This window comes from Clostridium liquoris, from assembly GCF_002995785.1.
Classification (GTDB): domain Bacteria; phylum Bacillota; class Clostridia; order Clostridiales; family Clostridiaceae; genus Clostridium_AO; species Clostridium_AO liquoris.
In genome coordinates, this window is record NZ_PVXO01000036.1 from 56,918 (window position 1) to 75,394 (window position 18,477).

Consider the following 18,477-nt stretch of genomic DNA (forward strand, 5'->3'; position numbering starts at 1 on the left):
AAGGCGTAAAATATTATTTTAATGAGTGCATTGCGCCTTACCTCTGTGTAAAGGTGCTTTTTTATTTAATAATTTAAGAATGGTGGTGAAATGGTGAATTTAAAGGCTTCAGTATTAGATGATAAGGGTATTAAAAGGGCTTTAGTTAGAATATCTCATGAGATAGTAGAAAAGAATAAGGGTGTAGAAAATGTTGTACTTGTAGGTGTTAGGAGAAGAGGAGAACCCATTGCACAAAGAATAAGTAAAAATATTGAGTATTTTGAAGGCGTAAAGGTTCCTGTAGGCAGTGTGGATATAACATTATATAGAGATGATTTAACAAAAAAATATGATCAGCCGCATATGAATAGTGAAAAAATAGATGTAGATATTGAGAATAAAATAGTCATAATAGTAGATGACGTAATATATACAGGAAGAACTGTAAGGGCGGCAATAGATGCTATATTCCACCAAGGAAGACCTAATATGATTCAACTTGCAGTAGTAGTAGACAGAGGACACAGGGAATTACCATTTAGGCCAGATTATGTGGGGAAAAATATACCTACATCAAAAAGTGAGATGATTTCTGTAGAAGTATCAGAAATCGATGGAGAAGATGCTGTAAAAATATTTGACCTATAAAAACTTTTAAAATAGTCCAGTGAGACTAAAAAGGAGGAAGATTAATGAAAAATTATATAGATGTAAATGAAAAATTACCTATTTTAAAGACTATACCTTTAAGCTTGCAACATTTGTTTGCTATGGTAGGAGCTACAATATTAGTACCAATGTTAACAGGAATGAGTCCATCAATAGCTCTATTTTGCAGCGGCGTGGGAACTCTTCTATACATTTTGTGTACTAAAGCTAAACTTCCAGCATATATAGGCTCTTCATTTGCCTTTATTGGACCTATGACAGTAGCATCAGCAGCTTATGGACCAAATGCAATGATGTCAGGTATAATAGCAGCAGGATTAGTTTATATAATTGTTGCCTTTATAATTAGTTTAACAGGTACGGATTGGTTAAACAAATTATTGCCATCAGTAGTTGTAGGTTCTGTAGTAATAGTTATAGGGCTTGGATTAGCGGGAGTAGCTATAAACTGGGCAGGATTAAACCCATCATTCTCAGTCCCTGCTATGGCTAGTGTACCAAGATGGGCTTGGATATCAGTTTCACTTATAACTTTGGGCGTAGGTGTATTCGGAACCATGTATTTTAAAGGTTTTTTGGGAGTAATTCCAATTCTTATAGCAATGATTACAGGATATATATCAGCTTTAGCGCTAGGAGTTATATCCCAGGAAAGTTTAAACAAGATTATGGGAACAAAATTATTTCAGCTGCCACCTTTTATGGCACCAAAGTTCAATATAAATGCAATCATACTTATGGCTCCTATAGCTTTTGTAACTTTAGCAGAACATATTGGCCATGTTTATGTAACTAACAATGTAGTAGGAAAAGATTTTACAAAAGATCCAGGTCTTCATAGATCCATTTTAGGAGATGGTGTAGCAACTATATTTGCAGGATTCATAGGAGGCCCTCCAAACACTACTTATGGAGAAAATATAGGCGTTATGGCTATAACTAGGGTATATAGTGTATGGGTAATAGGTGGAGCAGCAATAATTGCTGTAATACTATCCTTCATAGGTCCAGTATCTGCTATAATAGAGACTATGCCAATGCCAGTAATGGGAGGAGTAAGTATACTACTCTTTGGAATAATAGCATCATCAGGATTTAGAATATTTGTAGAAGATAAGGTTGACTTTAGCAAAAAGAGAAACTTAATCATAGCTTCAGTAATAATAGTATTAGGAATAGGTGGAGCGTCAGTTAAGTTTAAGTTCAATGGTGCAGATGTAGAAATAGCAGGTGTTGCCTTAGCAACCTTAGTTGGAATAATACTTAATTTAATACTGCCAGCTAAAAGCAGAACAGAAGATGATGAATTTCCAAATAATAATGACAAAGAAGCAAGTGTTGAAAAAGCAATTTAAAAAAATTACGAAGTAATTTTAAAATAATAAATAGTAGAGAATAAAGAATAAATGCGGAAGAAAATCCTTCATATTTATTCTTTTTCTTTTTTATTTATTATTTAAATAATGTATAATATAGGTAGTGAGGTGTATGAATTCCATAGTTTTGAGAAGAAACTATGAATAAAGGAGGAAAGTCACAATGACGCAATTAATATCAGTATGCGCTGTAATAGATCCTGTGGTGACCATAATGGCTAAAATGGCTTTTATATTTGCTGCTTATAAAGCAATGCAAGTGATGAATATATATATAAATAAAAACAATAAAAAATATTAAATGCTTAAGATTAAAAAAGAATAAATTGTTATAATTACCTTCAATATTATATTATATTAAAGTGCCTTTTTGTACAAACTTATAGTACATAATTAAATAGCATAATAAAAAAATTCAAAGAGGAGGTAATCTTTATGGCAAGAACAAATAGAGTATTGATACCAGAAGCTAGACAGGGATTACACAGATTTAAAATGGAAGTAGCTAATGAATTAGGATTTACAGATTATGAAAATATAGATAAAGGGAATCTAACCTCTAGACAAAATGGTTCAGTAGGGGGAGAAATGGTAAAGAGAATGGTAGAAGCCTACGAAAGGAATCTGTAGTTATATCAAAATGGTTAGCATAGCTCTGCTAACCATTTTCTCTTAAAAAACTTTTAATATTTTAATCAATTCTTTCTAATATTGGTTTTTCTGGAGTGATATAAATAGTTTTATTTGTATAATATATTACCATTCCAGGTTTAGCTCCATTAGGTTTGTGAACATGTTTTATTTCAGTATAATCCACAGCTACCTTTGAGGAATCTTTTGCTTTACTATAGTAAGCTGCAAGATTTGCTGCTTCTTCAATGGTTTTTTCAGAAAAGTCTTTTGTTGTTTTTATTATTACATGGGAACCTGGTATTTCTTTTGTATGGAGCCATATATCATGATTGTTAGCAAACTTTAAAGTTAGATAATCATTTTGTATATTATTTTTTCCTACATATATATCTAAACCTTCTGAAGATAAGAAATGCATAGGCTTGCTAAGTTTTTCTTTTTTCTTTCCTTGCTTTTTAAATTTAATGTAGCCAGTTTCCATTAGCTCTTTTTTTATATCATCTATACTTTTATAATCTTCAGCATTTTTAATACTGGTAAATACGGATTGAAGATAATCTATTTCTTCTTTTGCAGCCTTTATCTGAATGAAAGCAGATTCCTCAGATTTTTTTAATTTATTGTATTTTTTAAAATATCTTTGAATATTTTGAGAAGGAGTTTTATTTGGATCTAATTTTACATCTATATATTCTTCATTTTCGCTATAGTAGTTTAATACACTTACTTTTTCTTCTCCTTGTTTTATATTATATATATTAGCAGTAAGTAATTCTCCATATATTTTATAGTTATCCTTTTTTTCACACTCTTTTAAGATGGACTCTAATATGTTAAGCTTTTTATAACATCTATCTAGATTGTTATTAATAAGTTTTAAAAGATTAGAACTCTTACTATTTAATCTATCTTTTTTATCTTTACAAGAATAATAATGGTCTAAAAGTTCAGAGGCACTGGAATAGTTCTTGCACTGAGTATCTTCTAAATTTGTAAGTTCCAAACAATAAAAATCCTTAATTTCATTTTCCTGCGAGTAAAGAGCAAAGAAGAAGTTATTATTTTTTATTTCCTTAAATATATTTTCTAATTCCATATATATTTCGCTTAAGTTATCAATATTTAATTGAATATTAGATTTTGAAATTCTATAAAAGATTTCTTTAGAAAACTGAGTACTTATACCAGTAAAAACTTTTGAACAAAAATTTTTATCTAATTTTATGTCTTTTTCTCTAACAAAAGTTACTAGATCATCGTATGTATAATTTAGAGGGCTTAATTTTTCGGAAGCAGGAGGAAAAACAAAAGGTATACCAGGATAAAGACATCTAATGCTATTTATTTCTGGAGTAACATGCTTAATGCTGTCCATTATAATATTGTCCCTATGTCTTATTAAGGTGATATTACTATGTCTTCCCATAATCTCAATAACTAATGAATATATACTATTGAATCCTAATTCATCTTTGCTTTCAAAATCTAAAAACAATACTCTATCTGTATCTAGCTGTCTTATATTAACCAATTTAGAACTATTTAAATGTTTCCTAAGCAGCATACAGAACATGGGCGCAGTCATAGGATTTTCTTTTGATATATTTGTTAAGTGTATTCTAGGATAAACAGGACTTGCACTTATTAGCAATTTATAATTATTTCTATCTTTTTTAATGGATAGAATGATTTCATCTTTTTCAGGTTGATTAACTTTTTCAACCTTTCCATTTAAAATTGAATTTTTTAATTCTTCTGCTATGCTATATAGAAAAATACCATCTAAAGCCAAAGTTATCATCCTTTCAGTATGTTGATTTATGTGGAGAATTAGGAAAGAAATTTTAGAAAGTCTTTCCTAAATTGTTGCTATTATTGTAGTATATAGTATACCATTATAAAAATTTAAAATAAAGGCATATTTATTATTGATATTGTTAGCCTAAAGTAGTAAACTAATTCTGATATTTTCTTAGGAGGGGGAGAGATATGTATTTTACTAAAATGCAAGGCAATGGAAATGATTTCATAGTTATAGAAGATCTTAATGACGTATATTTAAATAGAGAAAAGGAATTGGCAATAAAGCTTTGTGATAGGCATTTTGGTATAGGCGGAGATGGATTACTTTTAGTTAGGAAAAGTAATATATCCCAAGTTCAAATGGTAATAATCAATGCTGATGGCTCCTATGCTTCTATGTGTGGAAATGGGATAAGATGTTTTGCAAAATATGTTTATGATAAAGGTATAGTAAAAGACAAAACTATGAAAATAGAAACAGGAGATGGAATTAAAGAAGCCACTTTAGATATTGAAGAGAATAAAGTAAAGAATATAACTATCAGCATGGGAAATTCCTCCTTTAACCCAAAGGATATACCAGCTAATTCTAAAAATGAAATAATAAAAGAAACAATAGAGGTAGAAGGTAACACATATGAAATAACTTCTATGTTAATGGGAGTGCCCCATACAGTAATATTTGGGAAATTAGATAGTTTTCATATTTTAGAAGGAAGTCTTATAGAAAGGTACGAATTATTTCCTAAAGGTACCAATGTAAACTTTTGCGAAATAGTTAATAAAGACAAAATAAAAGTTAAAACTTGGGAGAGGGGAGCAGGCCCTACTCTTGCCTGCGGTACGGGAAGCTGTGCTAGTGTAATTGCTGCTAATAAGCTTGGGTTAATAAATAGTAAAGCAGAAGTTGAGCTGCCAGGAGGAATACTCTATATAGAGATTACTCATGCTGGAGTATTAATGACGGGACCTGCTGAAGTTGTATTTTCAGGAGAGATTATTATATAAATGTCTGTTAAAAAAAGAATTGTATTAACAATATGTTTTTTATTATTAATGTTAACTGCTTCATCCTGCAGCAAAGGAAAAAATAAAGCTATAGATAATCAAAAGAATTTTGATGTGCCTAAGTATCCAAATATTATGATTATGGAAAATAAAAGTGATAAGATAAATTTTTATAAGGCAGATCAGGACAGCATGACAAAAATGGGCTCAATGGATAATGTACGGGAAATAGTATATAACAATAATAACTCTATAGTTGGATTGCTTATGCCTGACAAAGATAATTTAAAGAAAAATACAATAAGAGTAATAAGCGGCAAGGGAGAAAATACAATAGATGGTTTTTATTTTGCTAAAGATTTAAGACTTTCTCCTAATGGAGAAAATTTGGCTTATAGGAGTTTTAAGGATCAATCTTTAGATAGTGCACAGGGACTATCGCTGTACAGTGTAGAAAATAATAAAAAAATAGATTTTGAAAGCCAGGTACTGACTTCTGGAAATCTATATGCGTGGATTAGTGATGAGGAAATTCTTTATTATGGAGCTAGTGTTAAAGATGGAAAAAATACAGGCATATTTAAATATAATACAAAAGAACATAAAGAGGAAATGTATGTAGGCAATATAAAGGGTTATTGCACTTATTTTATGCCTTTAGGAGATAAAATATTGATTCTTTCTAGAGATATAGAAGAAAATAAATTATATATATACAATAAAGGAAAAGATGAAAGTATTAATATCAGTAATAATATAGAAAATGTGTATGACGGAATCTTTGATAGAAATAATAATTTAGTCTATATTATAGCCTCTGAGAAAAATGTGGATATACCAACTTTATATAAAATAAATTTAACTTCATACAAAATTGAAAGAATTAATTATGATTTTCCTAAGATAGTAGATCCAGATGGAGGGCTTCGTGTAGATTCTAATGGCTTGTTATATTATTGTGGATTCACCAGCTTAGAAGAGAATACTGATAATAATAATGATGTGTTTATGTATAATCCTAAGGAAAATTCTAACAATCTAATTTCTATAGATTCTTCTCAATACAAGATAAATGGAAGCAATTAATTAAAACCTATTCTTATTCTTTGTAGTGTTATTAACTACAGAGGAAGAATAGGTTTTTTATGTTTATAAAAGCCTACATTGGGTATAATGCAAATAATAATAGGGGGAAGATTATTACAAGGAGGTTATTAAATTGGAAGAGAAAATATTGGATACAGCTAATTTAAAGGTAAATAATGAGGCCCTAAAATATATTCCATTGAATATTGCGTTAACCTATGAAGTGCTTCCTTACAATATAAAAAATAATAAACTGTACCTATTTGTGACAGATAAATTTACAGCTTCCATAGAAGAGGAATTAAGATTTATTTCAGGTATGGAAATAGAAACTAAAAGAATGAATAAAGATATTATTAGTCCATCTATACATAAATTTTATTATAAAGAACATGAGAATAAGGGAATGGGTGATTTAATAGAACAGGTAAGGAATAAAAGCGAATTGAAGAGATATGGCAGCCAAGAAAAGGGTGCACTAGAAGGTATACCTATAGTCAAGATTACTGATTATTTGATAACTTCCGCCATATTAAAAAAAGCTAGTGACATTCATATAGAGCCTTTTAAAGAAGAAGCAGTGATTAGATTTAGGGTGGATGGTATACTTTATGAATTTTCAATGATACCAATGGACATTTATTATCAAATACTGCGAAGAATAAAGGTTTTGGCTTTTATGGATGCTGCTGAAAAAAGGATACCTCAAGATGGGAAACTAAAATATAAATTTGCAAAGGAAAATTATGATTTAAGAGTGTCTACTCTACCCACAGTTAACGGAGAAAAAATAGCTATAAGAATATTATATGGAAAACATAATAAAAACACATTAAATTCATTAGGCTTTGATGAAGAAGGCATAGAAAGTATAAAAAGAATACTAAATTATTCTCGTGGCATGGTGATTGTAACAGGACCTACAGGCAGCGGCAAAACCACTACCCTATATGCTATGTTAAATGAATTAGATAAAGTACATAAAAATGTAATTACCGTAGAAGAACCAGTGGAGTATTCCATAGATGGAATAAGTCAGGTAAATGTAAACAATAAAGTTGGATTGACATTTTATACTGGATTAAAGAGCATTATAAGACAGGATCCAGATGTGATTATGATAGGAGAGATAAGAGATGAAGAAACAGCAGAGACAGCAGTTAGAGCGGCTATAACAGGACACCTAGTGCTATCTACTCTTCACACTAAGGACGCTCCATCTTCCATACTCAGGCTCATTGATATGGGAGTACCTAAGTATTTAGCAGCAGATGCTGTAACTGCAGTAATAGCCCAGAGATTAGTGAGAAAATTGTGCCCATATTGCAATAGCAAAAGTATTAAAACTGAATATAAAAAGGAATGTAATAGATGCAATAACACCGGATTTTTAGGGAGAACAATAGTTTATGAATTGATGGAAATTGATAATAAACATAAGGAGATTATATCCAAAGATTTCAGCGTGGAAAGGTTAAGAAATTACAGTTTAGAAAAAGGTATGAAATCTTTAAAGAATTGTGGCCTAAAATTAGTTAGAAAAGGTATAACTTCTCTAGAGGAAATAGAGAGTCTATGATTTTTTAGGAGGTGGATAAGGATATATTATTATAAAGCTGTGAACCTAAAAGGAGAAAAAATAAAAGGAATCTATGGTGGAGATAATATTGATAAGTTAAAATATGATCTTCGTCATAAAGGATTTTATATATTTTATATAAAAAGGAAAAATAGATTTAAAAGATTTTTAATCAATAACAGGTTATCTAATAAAGATTTATATATATTTTGTGATGAATTGTCTATTTTGTTGGAGTCAGGAGTAAATTTACCTCAATCAATAGGACTATTGGGAGAATATTTTAAAAATACTATGGTGAAAAACAGTTTGGTAAGTATAAATCAAGGGCTCTTTTCAGGAGAAACTCTATATTCCAGCATAAATAGATATAGATTTATATATCCCACATTTTTAATAGAAATGATAAGAATAGGAGAAGATAGCGGGGAATTACCTAAAATATTAAAAAAGCTTTCTTATTACTATAGGGGAGAAGAAGATATTAATAGTGAATTAATGAAAGCCTTATCCTATCCTATTATGGTGTTTTTTGTTGCACTATCTGTGATAATTTTTCTTGTATTTAATATCCTGCCAAATTTTATTCAATTATTGGTTAGTTTTGAAAGTGAAATACCTAAGTATTCTAAAATAATATTTTCAGTGGTAAATTATTTGAATAATAATATATATTTTATTTCTTTAATTCTAATAAGTTTAACTTTATTTCTATTATATTACTTTAAAACCCATAGGGGATCGCAAAGATTTTATAGTATTATAATCAATACACCCTATATAGGGAAAATATATAAGAAAGTACAGATATCCAGACTGTTTATGACAATAGGCATTATGTATAGTTCAGGCATGAACATTTTAGATTCTTTAGAAAAATCAACAGCGGTAATAAAAAATACAATAATTTTGGGAAAGGTAAATGAAATAAAAAACTCTATACTGAAGGGTAACTCCTTAAGCAAATCCTTTAATGATTCATCTTTATTTTCTCATAGTGTTATTGCAATGATAGCCATAGGAGAGGAAAGGGGAAACTTACAGGATATATTTATAAAAATATCTGAAAGATATGAGAAAGAAGTATTACAGAGCATAAATACATGGATTAAATATATAGAGCCTATGATTATTATAATAATATCAATTTTAGTTGGAATTATTTTAGTAGCTATATTGATTCCTATGCTAAGCATCATGGACTCAATAGCTTTATAGAAATCATTATTTAGATTAGTAATTTAATATATGGTTTATGGAGGTAACAATAATGAAAAAGCATTGTATAAACAGTAGCAAAAAAGGTTTCACTATAATAGAGTTATTAACTGTCATGTCTATAATCTTTATTCTCATGGGATTAATAATACCAAAGCTAAATGGATATAGAGGGAAAGCAGAGAAGCTAAAGATAGAAAATTATGCTAGACAAATATATATAGCTGCCATGGCAAGCTATGGAGAGAATAATGGTAAATTTATTGCAGATGCAATAAAAAATGATATAAATGATTTAACAAGTATTACCGTAAAGGAAGGCGTAAATACTAAAGTGGTAGCTGCAAATGATTCTGCTACAGTTACATTTACCATAGAAGGAGTTACATATGACGTAGTTATAGATAACAATGGATATTCTTATAAAGAACAATAAATGGGAAGCTGCTATGATATTTAAGAATATAATTAATCATAAAAAAGTTTTTAAGCTTAAAAAAGGTTTTTCTCTTATAGAATTATTAGTATCAATAGCTTTACTCTTAATGGTAGCTACTTTTATTAATATAAATATTAAAGGATATCTTAATATTATGAATGATATTGATTATATATTATGTGATGAAGCCATTGTTAGTTTTATAAATAATGGCAAACAGTACTGCAGAGAGAAAGAAGTTATGGGAAGAATATATTTTCCAAGTAATAATGACAGTTTGATTTTATATAGCGGCAGTAAGAGAATAGATATATATAATTTGCCAAAAAATTTTAAGTTCATAAAAGTTGGCGTTAGAAATAGGGAAATAAACATAAATAGCAAGGGGATAACCGGTGATGCTGGAACTTTGAATTATATAGATAGAAAGGGAAAAATTCATGAAATTACAATCTCAGTTGGAACTGCCCATGTGCAAATTAAATAAAAAGGCTTTTACGTTGATTGAGGTATTGTGCAGTATTGCCCTATTTTCATTGATGACAATAACTGCTGCTACTGTAATTATCAGCTCTTTTAAAATGAAGCTATATAATGAAGATTTGAAAAATTACACTTATTTTATTGAAGGATTAAAAAATAACATATTGTATAATACAGAAAATATGGATTTATTATATATGAAGGAAAATAAACAAAATTTTATACATAAGGGAAATATTAATATGGAAAGCTTAAAGAAAAGAAACTTAAGAGAAATTTTATCAGAAAATATTCCCCAGGAAGAGCCATATGTTGTTTTGAATGTACAGGAATTACAAGATGAAAATAAATATTATAGTATAAATATTGTTTTAAAGATGTCAAAGGATAAACAGATAAAATGTGAATTTAATAAAGGTAAAGATCAATGAAAAAAGGATTTACATTAATAGAAATTTTAATAACCATAAGCATAGTGTCAGTTATGTCATTACTAGGCATAAAAAACTTGGTAACATATTTAAATTTATATAAAAAGGAAAGTAGACATACTTTAGAAGAATTTTATGTAAACCAAGCATTTATTTTTATTGAAGAGCAATTTGATGAAAATCAGTACATTGAACTTTTTACAAATAATCAAAATAAGAATGAAATAAAAATTACATCAAATGATATAAGTAATTATATAAAATTAAAGGGTAATAAGTTAGTTATTGCTTATTATGAAAGTGATTCAATCTACACCAATAATATAATGTATGATGTTAAAAACTTTACTGTAGAAGCTGTTAATAATACCATGTATGTAAAAATAATGACAAAGTATGGAAAGGAATATGAGAGATGTTTTGCCATAAGAAAAAAGCAGGATTTGTCCTTATATATACCCTATTAATCTGTACAATATGTATTACAATTTCATTTCATCTACTTACTTTAGAGCAAATGAAGCTAAAGAACAATAAGTTTATTAAAAATTACATAATGGAAAAATAAGAATTATATTTTTATGGAGGAGAGACAGTGTTTAAGAAAAATAGTGTAATAGAAATAGATGATAAGTATATATATCTAAATGACTATAATGGGAAAAGACTGCTAAGAAAAGATTTTAAAGAAAATATTGAAAGAAAAATCATAGGAAATACTAACTTTTCATCAAATTTAAAAGTAAACATAGAAAAAAGAAATGTACATTTTGTATTAGATGGGGAGAAAATCTTTGTTAAGCTAATAACTATACCTAAGATAAAAAAAGCTTATATGGATAAAGTTATTAGAGAAGAAATTGAATATTATTTTAAAGATATAGATAATCTTATTTACTCTTATAGTATTTATAAAGAAGAAAAAGAAATTATAGAAGTATTAGTATTTTGCTTGAATTGGAAGGAAATTGATGTGCTAAAAAGTATTCAGAATAATAAAAATAGCATAAAAGGGGTATGGCTAATACAATTTTGTTTCTTAAACTTTTTTATAAACAATTTTGCTGAAAAGCAATTTATTTTCACTTTTATCTATAATGGTAAGCTATATTTATTGGCTTGTAAGGATAAAAAATTAATTTATAATAATATCATAAAGGATTACACTGAAAGCACATTTAGTAAAAACTTGAAATGTTTTATAGAGAATTGTAATAGGAGAATCCTGGGAGAGGACTTTAACACAGTATATTTTGTAAACTTTGAAAATAAAAATCTTATAAAAGACAATGTAAATAATTATAATTGTAAGGATCTAGGATTTGTGAATAGAGAAAATATGATAAAAAAATTAATTACCATGAGAGGATAATATAATGAGTAAGCTGAATTTTATTCCCTATAGTTATTTACAAAAGAATTTAAAAAGAAAAGAAAAAATATTTAGAAAAATATTTATACTAATTTCAATTCTTCTATTATTTTCAGTAGGCATTTTAATATCTAATATAAGTATGTTGAAAGGTTTGAAAAAGGAAGAGGAACTATTTAGCAGTAAAATACAGGGATTATACTTAAATGGAAATAGTAAAGAAAACATTAAAAATTCATTGGAAACAATACAATGTCTTAAGGATTTTCAGAATATAACAATAGAAAATAATATTCTATGGATAGAGGCAACTGGAAAAAGTATTGAATATTGTAAAAAAAGCATAAAGGAATTGGAAGAGAAAAGTGGTTTAAAAATAACAAGTTTAAAAGGTCCTGAGAAAAAAGAAGATTATTATTTTTATAAAGTAGGTGTGGTAATAAATGAAAAATAATAACTTTAGGTTGTTTTTACTTACTTTATCCTTATTATTAATAGCTGCTATTTTTAATTTTAATATTTATAGGGAATTAAAAAAGCAAAGGGATATTAATGAAAAAATACATGATAAATATAAAAAAATATCTGAAAACAAAGTGAAAAAGTATACATATAGTGATATTATAGAATTTGTAGAAAGAAATAAAGATTTTAGTATAGTATATATCAGTAAGGAGAAAAATAATGATATAAATGTTGAGTTAGCCTTTAAAGGAAGCTTTAAATCTTTCACAGATTCTATAAATAGTATTATAAATCAAGGAGAGTTTAGAAAAATAGCACACCTAAGTCTACAAAATGACAATAGAAATATAAATGATATTATAGGAAGATTAAAATTGATTTTATAGATTATTAAGGGAGAGGATAGCATAAATATAATCTTAGTAGGTATGCCGGCCTCAGGGAAAACTACTATAGGTAGAATGTTAAGCGGAAAAATGAATTATAATTTTATTGATACGGATAAAGTTATAGAAATAAATGAGAATATGACAGTGGAGGAAATCTTTAAATACAAAGGGGAAGAATACTTTAGAAATTTAGAAGGTAAAATGGCTGATAATATAATGCTTGTGGATAATATGATAATAGCAACAGGTGGAGGTCTTCCCACCTGTTTCCATAATATGGATAAGCTAAATAAGGCGGGGATAACTGTATTTTTGAATGTCCCAATAAAAGAACTGATTAAAAGAAATGAGCAAAGCCATGGTAGACCTTTATTGCAAAATAACATGAAAGAAAAAATAATTGATCTGTATAGGAAAAGATTTTTCGTATATAATAAAGCTCATATTAAGGTAAATAATTATAATAAATCCATTGATATTGTTTGTAATTCAATACTTAAAGCTATAATAGAATACGAAAATAATAACAAAATCAAATAATTATGCAATATTATTTGCAAATAATCACAAGTTTTGATAAAATATCATTGTTCAGCAGTAATAATACTCTTATTGAACTTTTTAATTAAATATGATATAGAGAGGTAAAAGTGAATTGGATTCTATTAAAATATTAGTAATAAATGGGCCTAATTTAAATCTTCTTGGAGTAAGAGAAAAAAATATATATGGAAGCTTAAATTTAGAAGAGATGAATAAAAAGATACAGGAAGAGTTTAAACATAGTAATGTTGAAATTGAATTTTTTCAAAGTAATATGGAAGGTGAAATTATTACTAAAATAGGAAACAGCATAGGTAACTTTTCTGGTATTGTAATAAATCCAGGGGCATATTCCCATTATAGTATAGGAATATTAGATGCTATAAGAAGTATTGATATACCTGTAGTTGAGGTTCATTTAACCAACATATACAATAGAGAAGAATATAGAAGAAAGAGTGTAACTGCAGAAGGATGTAAGGGTATCATTAGTGGTTTTGGCTATTATGGATATATAATGGCAATACATGCGCTATTAGATAGTATTTTAAATAATAATTAGTTAAATATATATTGCGGGGTGAAAATATGTTTGAAAACAGAATAGAAAAATTAAGAGAAAGAATGAAAGAAAATTGTTTAGATGGAGTTCTATTGGTAGGAGATCCCAATAGAAATTATATGAGTGGTTTTACTGGAGACGAAAGTTTTGCTGTTATAGGATTGGATAGAGCTATATTTATAACAGATTCAAGATTTACAGAACAGGCAAAATCACAGGTAAAAGATTTTGAAATAAGACAATATAATGGTAAAATTGAAGAGTTTTTAAGTGATGTAGTAGAGGAATTAGAAATAAAAACTCTTGGTTTTGAAGAAGATATACTTACTTTTGATAAATATTGTTTATATGCAAAAAACTTAAGCTGCAAGCTAGTACCCATGGAAGGTATGGTAGAGCAGATAAGAATAATAAAGGATAGTGATGAAGTTGCAGCCATAAAAAAAGCAGCTTCTATTGCTGATGAAGCCTTTATGAAGATATTGCAATTTGTAAAGCCTGGCATGACTGAAAGAGAAGTTGGAGTAGAGCTAGAATATTGGTTAAAAAAATTCGGAGCTAGCGGATTATCCTTCCCTTCTATAGTTGCTTCAGGTGAAAGATCTTCATTGCCTCATGGACAGGCAACAGATAAGGTAATAAGGATGGGAGATTTCTTAACACTAGATTTTGGTTGTGTATATAATGATTATTGTTCAGATATGACTAGAACTATTGTTATGGGAAATGCCACAGAAAAAATGACAGAAGTATATAATATAGTTTTAAAAGCTCAGGAAGCAGCTTTGAAATCATTTAAACCTGGCGTAACAGGTTCAGAGGTTGATAAAGTAGGTAGGGATATTATAAAAGAAAATGGTTATGGTAATTACTTTGGTCATGGGCTTGGTCATGGTGTAGGAAGGGAAATACATGAGAATCCAAGAGTAAGCCCTATGGGAAATACTGTACTAAGAGCTGGTATGGTAGTTACAGATGAGCCAGGAATATATTTACCAAATGAATTTGGTGTAAGAATTGAGGATTTAGTAGTTATTACTGAAAATGGATGCGAAGTGCTTTCAAAATCACCAAAAGACATGATATTTATATAAATTTAATAAGTATTAACTTACCTGATAAGGTTATAATATAAATGAATTAATAGTTTTGGAGGGATACTTAAAAATGATATCAGCAGGAGATTTAAGAAAAGGAACTACTTTTGAATTAGATGGACAAGTTTTCACAGTTGTAGATTTTTTACACGTAAAACCTGGTAAAGGAGCTGCTTTTGTAAGAACAAAATTAAGAAATGTTATGTCTGGCGGAGTAACTGAAACAACTTTTAACCCAACAACTAAATTTCAGGAAGCAGTAATTGAAAGAAAAGAAATGCAGTATTTATATACTGACGGACAGTTATATTACTTCATGGATCAGGAAACTTTTGAACAAATACCTTTAAATTTTGATCAAGTTGAAGATGCAATTAAGTTCCTAAAGGAAAATATGTTTGCTATAATAAAATTCTACAAAGGGGAAGCATTTTCAGTAGAAGCACCTAACTTTGTTGAATTGCAGATAACTCATGCAGAACCAGGTGCTAAAGGGAATACAACATCAAATGTATTAAAACCAGCTACTGTAGAAACTGGAGCAATTGTTCAAGTACCTTTATTCGTAAATGAAGGAGATATGATTAGGATAGATACTAGAACAGGTGAATATATGGAAAGAGTTTAGGCTATAATATAATATGTACATTTTGGTAACGACATACATGTAAATGTATGTCATTACTATTAAATAAATAAAAAGGAAGTGACATTATGGATTCTTTAAAATCAAAGATTTCATATCTAAGCGGATTGATTGATGGCCTTGGCTTGGAAGCTGAAGGCAAAGAAGGAAGAATAATAACAGAAATAGTTGGCATATTGGAACAAATGGCAGATGAAATTGAAGAAGTACAAGATTCTCAAAATGATATGCAGGAACATATTGATGCATTAGATGAAGATTTAACTTCAGTAGAAGACGATTTATATGATGAAGATGACTATGATGATGACTATGATGATGAGAATATTGAAGACTTTATAGATATGACCTGTGATAATTGTGGTGAAACAGTATATGTAGATACTGCTATACTAAAGGGAAAAGATAGCATAACATGTCCAAATTGTCATAAAGATATCCCTCTTCATTTTAATTGTGGCTGCGACTGTGATGATTGCGACGACTGTGAATAGAAAATTATAATATATATAAGAAAAGCAGATTGATTTTTTAAAATCAGTCTGCTTTCTTTTTTTGAAAAATAAATAAAAAATTTCTTTAGGTCAGTCATATTTTTACTTAAATAAAAATACCTTGTAATAAGAAAGGAGGATAAAAAAATGATAAACACTAAAGAAATATTAAATATTTTACCTGATAGCATTAAGAAATCAATTGATTTAAAAGACATTGACAATCTCCAAGAGATCAGGATAAAAGGAGAGAAGCCAATTTTACTTCAAGTTGGAGAAAGGGAAGTAATAACTAAACATATTGCATCCTTAGAAGAAATTAAGATTATTCTTCAAAGGATGAGTAATTATTCTATTTATGCCTATGACGAAGAAATTAAACAGGGATATATAACTATAAAAGGTGGACATAGGGTAGGTATATGTGGAAGATGTGTTATTGATAACAATATGGTTAAGACAATAAAGGATACAGCCTCTTTGAATATAAGAATATGTAGAGAGGTAATGGGATGCTCCGATAGAATAATGCCCTATATTATTCAAAAAAATAGAATAGAAAATACCATAATAATTTCTCCTCCTAAGTGTGGCAAAACAACTCTTTTAAGAGATATAACCAGAAATATATCTAATGGCATAAAAGAAATAGATTTTAATGGCAAGAAAGTATGTGTAATAGATGAAAGAAGTGAAATAGGAGCTTGCTATAGCGGAGTGCCTCAATTAAATGTGGGGTTAAGGACAGACGTATTAGATAGCTGCCCGAAAAGCTGCGGCATAATGATGGCAATTAGAAGTATGTCTCCAGATGTTATAGTGTGTGATGAAATAGGTACAGATGCAGATATTGAAAGTATTATAAGTGCTATGAATTCAGGGGTTAGTCTTATAACAACCATACATGGCTATCATATAGAGGATCTATACGAAAGAACAGTTTTTAAAAGAATAGTGGATAACAAAGTTTTTAAAAAGGCTATTGTATTGAGTAATAAAAATGGCGTAGGCACTGTGGAATATATATATAGTTTTGTAGATGATGAGGTTATCTTAAGGAGGTAATGTATTGAAATTTATTGGAAGTTTATTAGTCATAATTTCTACCACAGTAGCAGGATTCATTTTAGGGGGAAAATTTAAAAAAAGAACCTTTCAATTAAAGGAAATGGAAAGGGCTATATATCAACTACAGAATGAAATAATATACACTCATACTGCTTTACCAGAGGCTTTCTTGAAGGTACATGAAAAAAGCAGCTGTCCATTAAATGAGTTTTTTAAAATTGTATCCCATATGCTGTATTTTAATGAGGTGGACAGTGTATATGAAGGGTTCAAATGTGCTCTAAAAAAAATGAAAAACCCATTAGATATAAACAAAGAGGATATGAATGTAATTTTAAGTCTTGGGAAAACCTTGGGGGAATCTGATATAGAAGGTCAAAAAAGAATGTTTGCATTGACTTTAGAAAATTTAAAAAAACAAATAATAGAGGCTGAAATATTAATGAAGAAAAATGTGAAGATGTATAGATATTTAGGTTTTACTTTGGGAACCATGATTGTAATTATGTTCATTTAAAAGGGGGATAAAACATGTTAGATGTAAATTTAATTTTTAAAATAGGAGCTGTAAGTATTTTGATAATTGTACTTGACAAAATACTAAAAACAAGCGGGTATGATGATTATGCAGTATTAACCAATTTAGCAGGTATAGTAATAATATTAATGATGGTAATAAATCTAGTAAATAAGTTATTTAATACAGTTAAAACTATGTTCCAATTATAGGAGGAAGACATGGAAATAGTAAAAGTAGTGGCTTTTGCCTTCGCTTCTTTGTTTATTGTTATGGTTGTAAAAGACAGCAAAAAAGAAGAATTGGCAGTACAAATTAGCATATGTGTAGGTATTTTGATTTTCCTTTTTATGATAAGCAAAATAACATCCATTATGAATTTATTGCAGCAGCTTTCATTAAAAGCTAATATAGACTTTATATATTTAACCACTGTTTTTAAAATACTTGGTATTGCATATTTAGCATCCTTCTGTAGTGAAATATGTAAAGATGCAGGACAGGCAAGTATAGCTTCAAAGGTAGAGTTTGCAGGAAAGATATTAATACTTGTATTAGCAATGCCAATTCTAATGGCTGTGTTGCAGTCAATTCTAAGGATAATGTAGGAGAGAAAG

General features: G+C 28.6%; 25 protein-coding genes. 24 read left to right on the forward strand and 1 reads right to left on the reverse strand.

Annotation, left to right across the window (positions count from 1 at the left end; translation table 11 throughout):
- The first annotated feature begins 93 nt into the window (after nucleotides 1-93).
- From pyrR to CLLI_RS06800, 4 genes are all read left to right on the forward strand, one after another.
- On the forward strand, nucleotides 94-630 hold the full coding sequence (gene pyrR, locus CLLI_RS06790; protein WP_106063467.1) for a bifunctional pyr operon transcriptional regulator/uracil phosphoribosyltransferase PyrR: 537 nt from the start codon (nucleotides 94-96) through the stop codon (nucleotides 628-630).
- A gap of 44 nt (nucleotides 631-674) precedes the next feature.
- Complete coding sequence (gene uraA, locus CLLI_RS06795) at nucleotides 675-2,006, forward strand: uracil permease (protein ID WP_106063468.1); 1,332 nt, start codon at nucleotides 675-677, stop codon at nucleotides 2,004-2,006.
- A 184-nt stretch (nucleotides 2,007-2,190) separates the two neighbouring features.
- A complete protein-coding gene (locus CLLI_RS14470) occupies nucleotides 2,191-2,328 on the forward strand; it encodes a hypothetical protein (RefSeq protein WP_170063658.1) in 138 nt (45 codons plus the stop codon).
- A gap of 134 nt (nucleotides 2,329-2,462) precedes the next feature.
- Nucleotides 2,463-2,657: an alpha/beta-type small acid-soluble spore protein gene (locus CLLI_RS06800; RefSeq protein WP_106063469.1), complete on the forward strand. Its 195-nt coding sequence runs from the start codon at nucleotides 2,463-2,465 to the stop codon at nucleotides 2,655-2,657.
- Nucleotides 2,658-2,718: 61 nt separating this feature from the next.
- Here the strand turns inward: CLLI_RS06800 and CLLI_RS06805 are convergent, their stop codons facing one another.
- Complete coding sequence (locus CLLI_RS06805; RefSeq protein ID WP_106063470.1) at nucleotides 2,719-4,452, reverse strand: Rqc2 family fibronectin-binding protein; 1,734 nt, start codon at nucleotides 4,450-4,452, stop codon at nucleotides 2,719-2,721.
- 197 nt (nucleotides 4,453-4,649) lie between these two features.
- On the opposite strand from CLLI_RS06805, the gene dapF reads away from it, so the two are divergent.
- The 20 genes from dapF (at nucleotide 4,650) to spoIIIAD (ending at nucleotide 18,468) form a co-directional block, all read left to right on the forward strand.
- Nucleotides 4,650-5,471, forward strand: coding sequence for a diaminopimelate epimerase (dapF, locus tag CLLI_RS06810; RefSeq protein WP_106063471.1), 822 nt, complete (start codon nucleotides 4,650-4,652; stop codon nucleotides 5,469-5,471).
- Nucleotides 5,472-6,557, forward strand: coding sequence for a hypothetical protein (locus CLLI_RS06815; RefSeq protein ID WP_106063472.1), 1,086 nt, complete (start codon nucleotides 5,472-5,474; stop codon nucleotides 6,555-6,557).
- A 133-nt stretch (nucleotides 6,558-6,690) separates the two neighbouring features.
- Entirely contained in the window at nucleotides 6,691-8,136 is a 1,446-nt protein-coding gene (locus tag CLLI_RS06820; protein WP_106063473.1) for a GspE/PulE family protein, read from the forward strand.
- A gap of 39 nt (nucleotides 8,137-8,175) precedes the next feature.
- Entirely contained in the window at nucleotides 8,176-9,354 is a 1,179-nt protein-coding gene (locus tag CLLI_RS06825) for a type II secretion system F family protein (RefSeq protein WP_106063474.1), read from the forward strand.
- A gap of 52 nt (nucleotides 9,355-9,406) precedes the next feature.
- Nucleotides 9,407-9,790, forward strand: coding sequence for a type II secretion system protein (locus tag CLLI_RS06830; RefSeq protein WP_170063659.1), 384 nt, complete (start codon nucleotides 9,407-9,409; stop codon nucleotides 9,788-9,790).
- A 13-nt stretch (nucleotides 9,791-9,803) separates the two neighbouring features.
- Nucleotides 9,804-10,280 (forward strand): type II secretion system protein, encoded by a 477-nt coding sequence (locus CLLI_RS06835; protein ID WP_170063660.1) that lies wholly within the window; start codon nucleotides 9,804-9,806, stop codon nucleotides 10,278-10,280.
- A complete protein-coding gene (locus CLLI_RS06840; RefSeq protein ID WP_170063661.1) occupies nucleotides 10,264-10,707 on the forward strand; it encodes a type II secretion system protein in 444 nt (147 codons plus the stop codon). Before CLLI_RS06835 ends, CLLI_RS06840 begins: the two co-directional genes overlap by 17 nt.
- Complete coding sequence (locus tag CLLI_RS06845; RefSeq protein ID WP_106063478.1) at nucleotides 10,704-11,174, forward strand: type II secretion system protein; 471 nt, start codon at nucleotides 10,704-10,706, stop codon at nucleotides 11,172-11,174. The genes CLLI_RS06840 and CLLI_RS06845 overlap by 4 nt, the downstream gene beginning before the upstream one ends.
- 128 nt (nucleotides 11,175-11,302) lie before the next feature.
- Nucleotides 11,303-12,079, forward strand: coding sequence for a hypothetical protein (locus CLLI_RS06850; RefSeq protein ID WP_106063479.1), 777 nt, complete (start codon nucleotides 11,303-11,305; stop codon nucleotides 12,077-12,079).
- 4 nt (nucleotides 12,080-12,083) lie between these two features.
- Nucleotides 12,084-12,533 carry a hypothetical protein gene (locus CLLI_RS06855; RefSeq protein ID WP_106063480.1) on the forward strand — a complete coding sequence of 150 codons (450 nt, stop codon included), beginning with the start codon at nucleotides 12,084-12,086 and terminating at the stop codon, nucleotides 12,531-12,533.
- Nucleotides 12,523-12,930, forward strand: a complete 408-nt coding sequence (locus tag CLLI_RS06860) for a hypothetical protein (protein ID WP_106063481.1) — start codon at nucleotides 12,523-12,525, stop codon at nucleotides 12,928-12,930. The genes CLLI_RS06855 and CLLI_RS06860 overlap by 11 nt, the downstream gene beginning before the upstream one ends.
- Before the next feature lie 30 nt (nucleotides 12,931-12,960).
- Nucleotides 12,961-13,473 carry a shikimate kinase gene (locus tag CLLI_RS06865; RefSeq protein ID WP_341456999.1) on the forward strand — a complete coding sequence of 171 codons (513 nt, stop codon included), beginning with the start codon at nucleotides 12,961-12,963 and terminating at the stop codon, nucleotides 13,471-13,473.
- Nucleotides 13,474-13,597: 124 nt separating this feature from the next.
- Nucleotides 13,598-14,038 carry a type II 3-dehydroquinate dehydratase gene (gene aroQ, locus CLLI_RS06870; RefSeq protein WP_170063663.1) on the forward strand — a complete coding sequence of 147 codons (441 nt, stop codon included), beginning with the start codon at nucleotides 13,598-13,600 and terminating at the stop codon, nucleotides 14,036-14,038.
- A 26-nt stretch (nucleotides 14,039-14,064) separates the two neighbouring features.
- A complete protein-coding gene (locus CLLI_RS06875; protein WP_106063484.1) occupies nucleotides 14,065-15,132 on the forward strand; it encodes a M24 family metallopeptidase in 1,068 nt (355 codons plus the stop codon).
- A 73-nt stretch (nucleotides 15,133-15,205) separates the two neighbouring features.
- Nucleotides 15,206-15,763: an elongation factor P gene (efp, locus tag CLLI_RS06880; protein WP_106063485.1), complete on the forward strand. Its 558-nt coding sequence runs from the start codon at nucleotides 15,206-15,208 to the stop codon at nucleotides 15,761-15,763.
- An 86-nt stretch (nucleotides 15,764-15,849) separates the two neighbouring features.
- Nucleotides 15,850-16,275 (forward strand): CD1247 N-terminal domain-containing protein, encoded by a 426-nt coding sequence (locus CLLI_RS06885; protein WP_106063486.1) that lies wholly within the window; start codon nucleotides 15,850-15,852, stop codon nucleotides 16,273-16,275.
- A 147-nt stretch (nucleotides 16,276-16,422) separates the two neighbouring features.
- The gene (gene spoIIIAA, locus CLLI_RS06890) at nucleotides 16,423-17,340 is read left to right on the forward strand and encodes a stage III sporulation protein AA (RefSeq protein WP_106063487.1); all 918 of its coding nucleotides are present in this window, start codon (nucleotides 16,423-16,425) and stop codon (nucleotides 17,338-17,340) included.
- A 4-nt stretch (nucleotides 17,341-17,344) separates the two neighbouring features.
- Complete coding sequence (gene spoIIIAB / locus CLLI_RS06895) at nucleotides 17,345-17,860, forward strand: stage III sporulation protein SpoIIIAB (protein ID WP_106063488.1); 516 nt, start codon at nucleotides 17,345-17,347, stop codon at nucleotides 17,858-17,860.
- 14 nt (nucleotides 17,861-17,874) lie between these two features.
- Nucleotides 17,875-18,072 (forward strand): stage III sporulation protein AC, encoded by a 198-nt coding sequence (gene spoIIIAC, locus CLLI_RS06900; RefSeq protein ID WP_106063489.1) that lies wholly within the window; start codon nucleotides 17,875-17,877, stop codon nucleotides 18,070-18,072.
- A 9-nt stretch (nucleotides 18,073-18,081) separates the two neighbouring features.
- Nucleotides 18,082-18,468 (forward strand): stage III sporulation protein AD, encoded by a 387-nt coding sequence (gene spoIIIAD / locus CLLI_RS06905; RefSeq protein WP_106063490.1) that lies wholly within the window; start codon nucleotides 18,082-18,084, stop codon nucleotides 18,466-18,468.
- Nucleotides 18,469-18,477 lie beyond the last annotated feature (9 nt).

What these genes read in the sequence shown, in the direction of transcription:
- uraA (WP_106063468.1), top strand. Translation starts at nt 675, where the DNA reads ATGAAAAATTATATAGATGTAAATGAAAAATTACCTATTTTAAAGACT.
- CLLI_RS14470 (WP_170063658.1), top strand. Translation starts at nt 2,191, where the DNA reads ATGACGCAATTAATATCAGTATGCGCTGTAATAGATCCTGTGGTGACC.
- CLLI_RS06800 (WP_106063469.1), top strand. Translation starts at nt 2,463, where the DNA reads ATGGCAAGAACAAATAGAGTATTGATACCAGAAGCTAGACAGGGATTA.
- dapF (WP_106063471.1), top strand. Translation starts at nt 4,650, where the DNA reads ATGTATTTTACTAAAATGCAAGGCAATGGAAATGATTTCATAGTTATA.
- CLLI_RS06815 (WP_106063472.1), top strand. Translation starts at nt 5,472, where the DNA reads ATGTCTGTTAAAAAAAGAATTGTATTAACAATATGTTTTTTATTATTA.
- CLLI_RS06830 (WP_170063659.1), top strand. Translation starts at nt 9,407, where the DNA reads ATGAAAAAGCATTGTATAAACAGTAGCAAAAAAGGTTTCACTATAATA.
- CLLI_RS06835 (WP_170063660.1), top strand. Translation starts at nt 9,804, where the DNA reads ATGATATTTAAGAATATAATTAATCATAAAAAAGTTTTTAAGCTTAAA.
- CLLI_RS06840 (WP_170063661.1), top strand. Translation starts at nt 10,264, where the DNA reads ATGTGCAAATTAAATAAAAAGGCTTTTACGTTGATTGAGGTATTGTGC.
- CLLI_RS06845 (WP_106063478.1), top strand. Translation starts at nt 10,704, where the DNA reads ATGAAAAAAGGATTTACATTAATAGAAATTTTAATAACCATAAGCATA.
- CLLI_RS06855 (WP_106063480.1), top strand. Translation starts at nt 12,084, where the DNA reads ATGAGTAAGCTGAATTTTATTCCCTATAGTTATTTACAAAAGAATTTA.
- CLLI_RS06860 (WP_106063481.1), top strand. Translation starts at nt 12,523, where the DNA reads ATGAAAAATAATAACTTTAGGTTGTTTTTACTTACTTTATCCTTATTA.
- CLLI_RS06875 (WP_106063484.1), top strand. Translation starts at nt 14,065, where the DNA reads ATGTTTGAAAACAGAATAGAAAAATTAAGAGAAAGAATGAAAGAAAAT.
- efp (WP_106063485.1), top strand. Translation starts at nt 15,206, where the DNA reads ATGATATCAGCAGGAGATTTAAGAAAAGGAACTACTTTTGAATTAGAT.
- CLLI_RS06885 (WP_106063486.1), top strand. Translation starts at nt 15,850, where the DNA reads ATGGATTCTTTAAAATCAAAGATTTCATATCTAAGCGGATTGATTGAT.
- spoIIIAA (WP_106063487.1), top strand. Translation starts at nt 16,423, where the DNA reads ATGATAAACACTAAAGAAATATTAAATATTTTACCTGATAGCATTAAG.
- spoIIIAC (WP_106063489.1), top strand. Translation starts at nt 17,875, where the DNA reads ATGTTAGATGTAAATTTAATTTTTAAAATAGGAGCTGTAAGTATTTTG.
- spoIIIAD (WP_106063490.1), top strand. Translation starts at nt 18,082, where the DNA reads ATGGAAATAGTAAAAGTAGTGGCTTTTGCCTTCGCTTCTTTGTTTATT.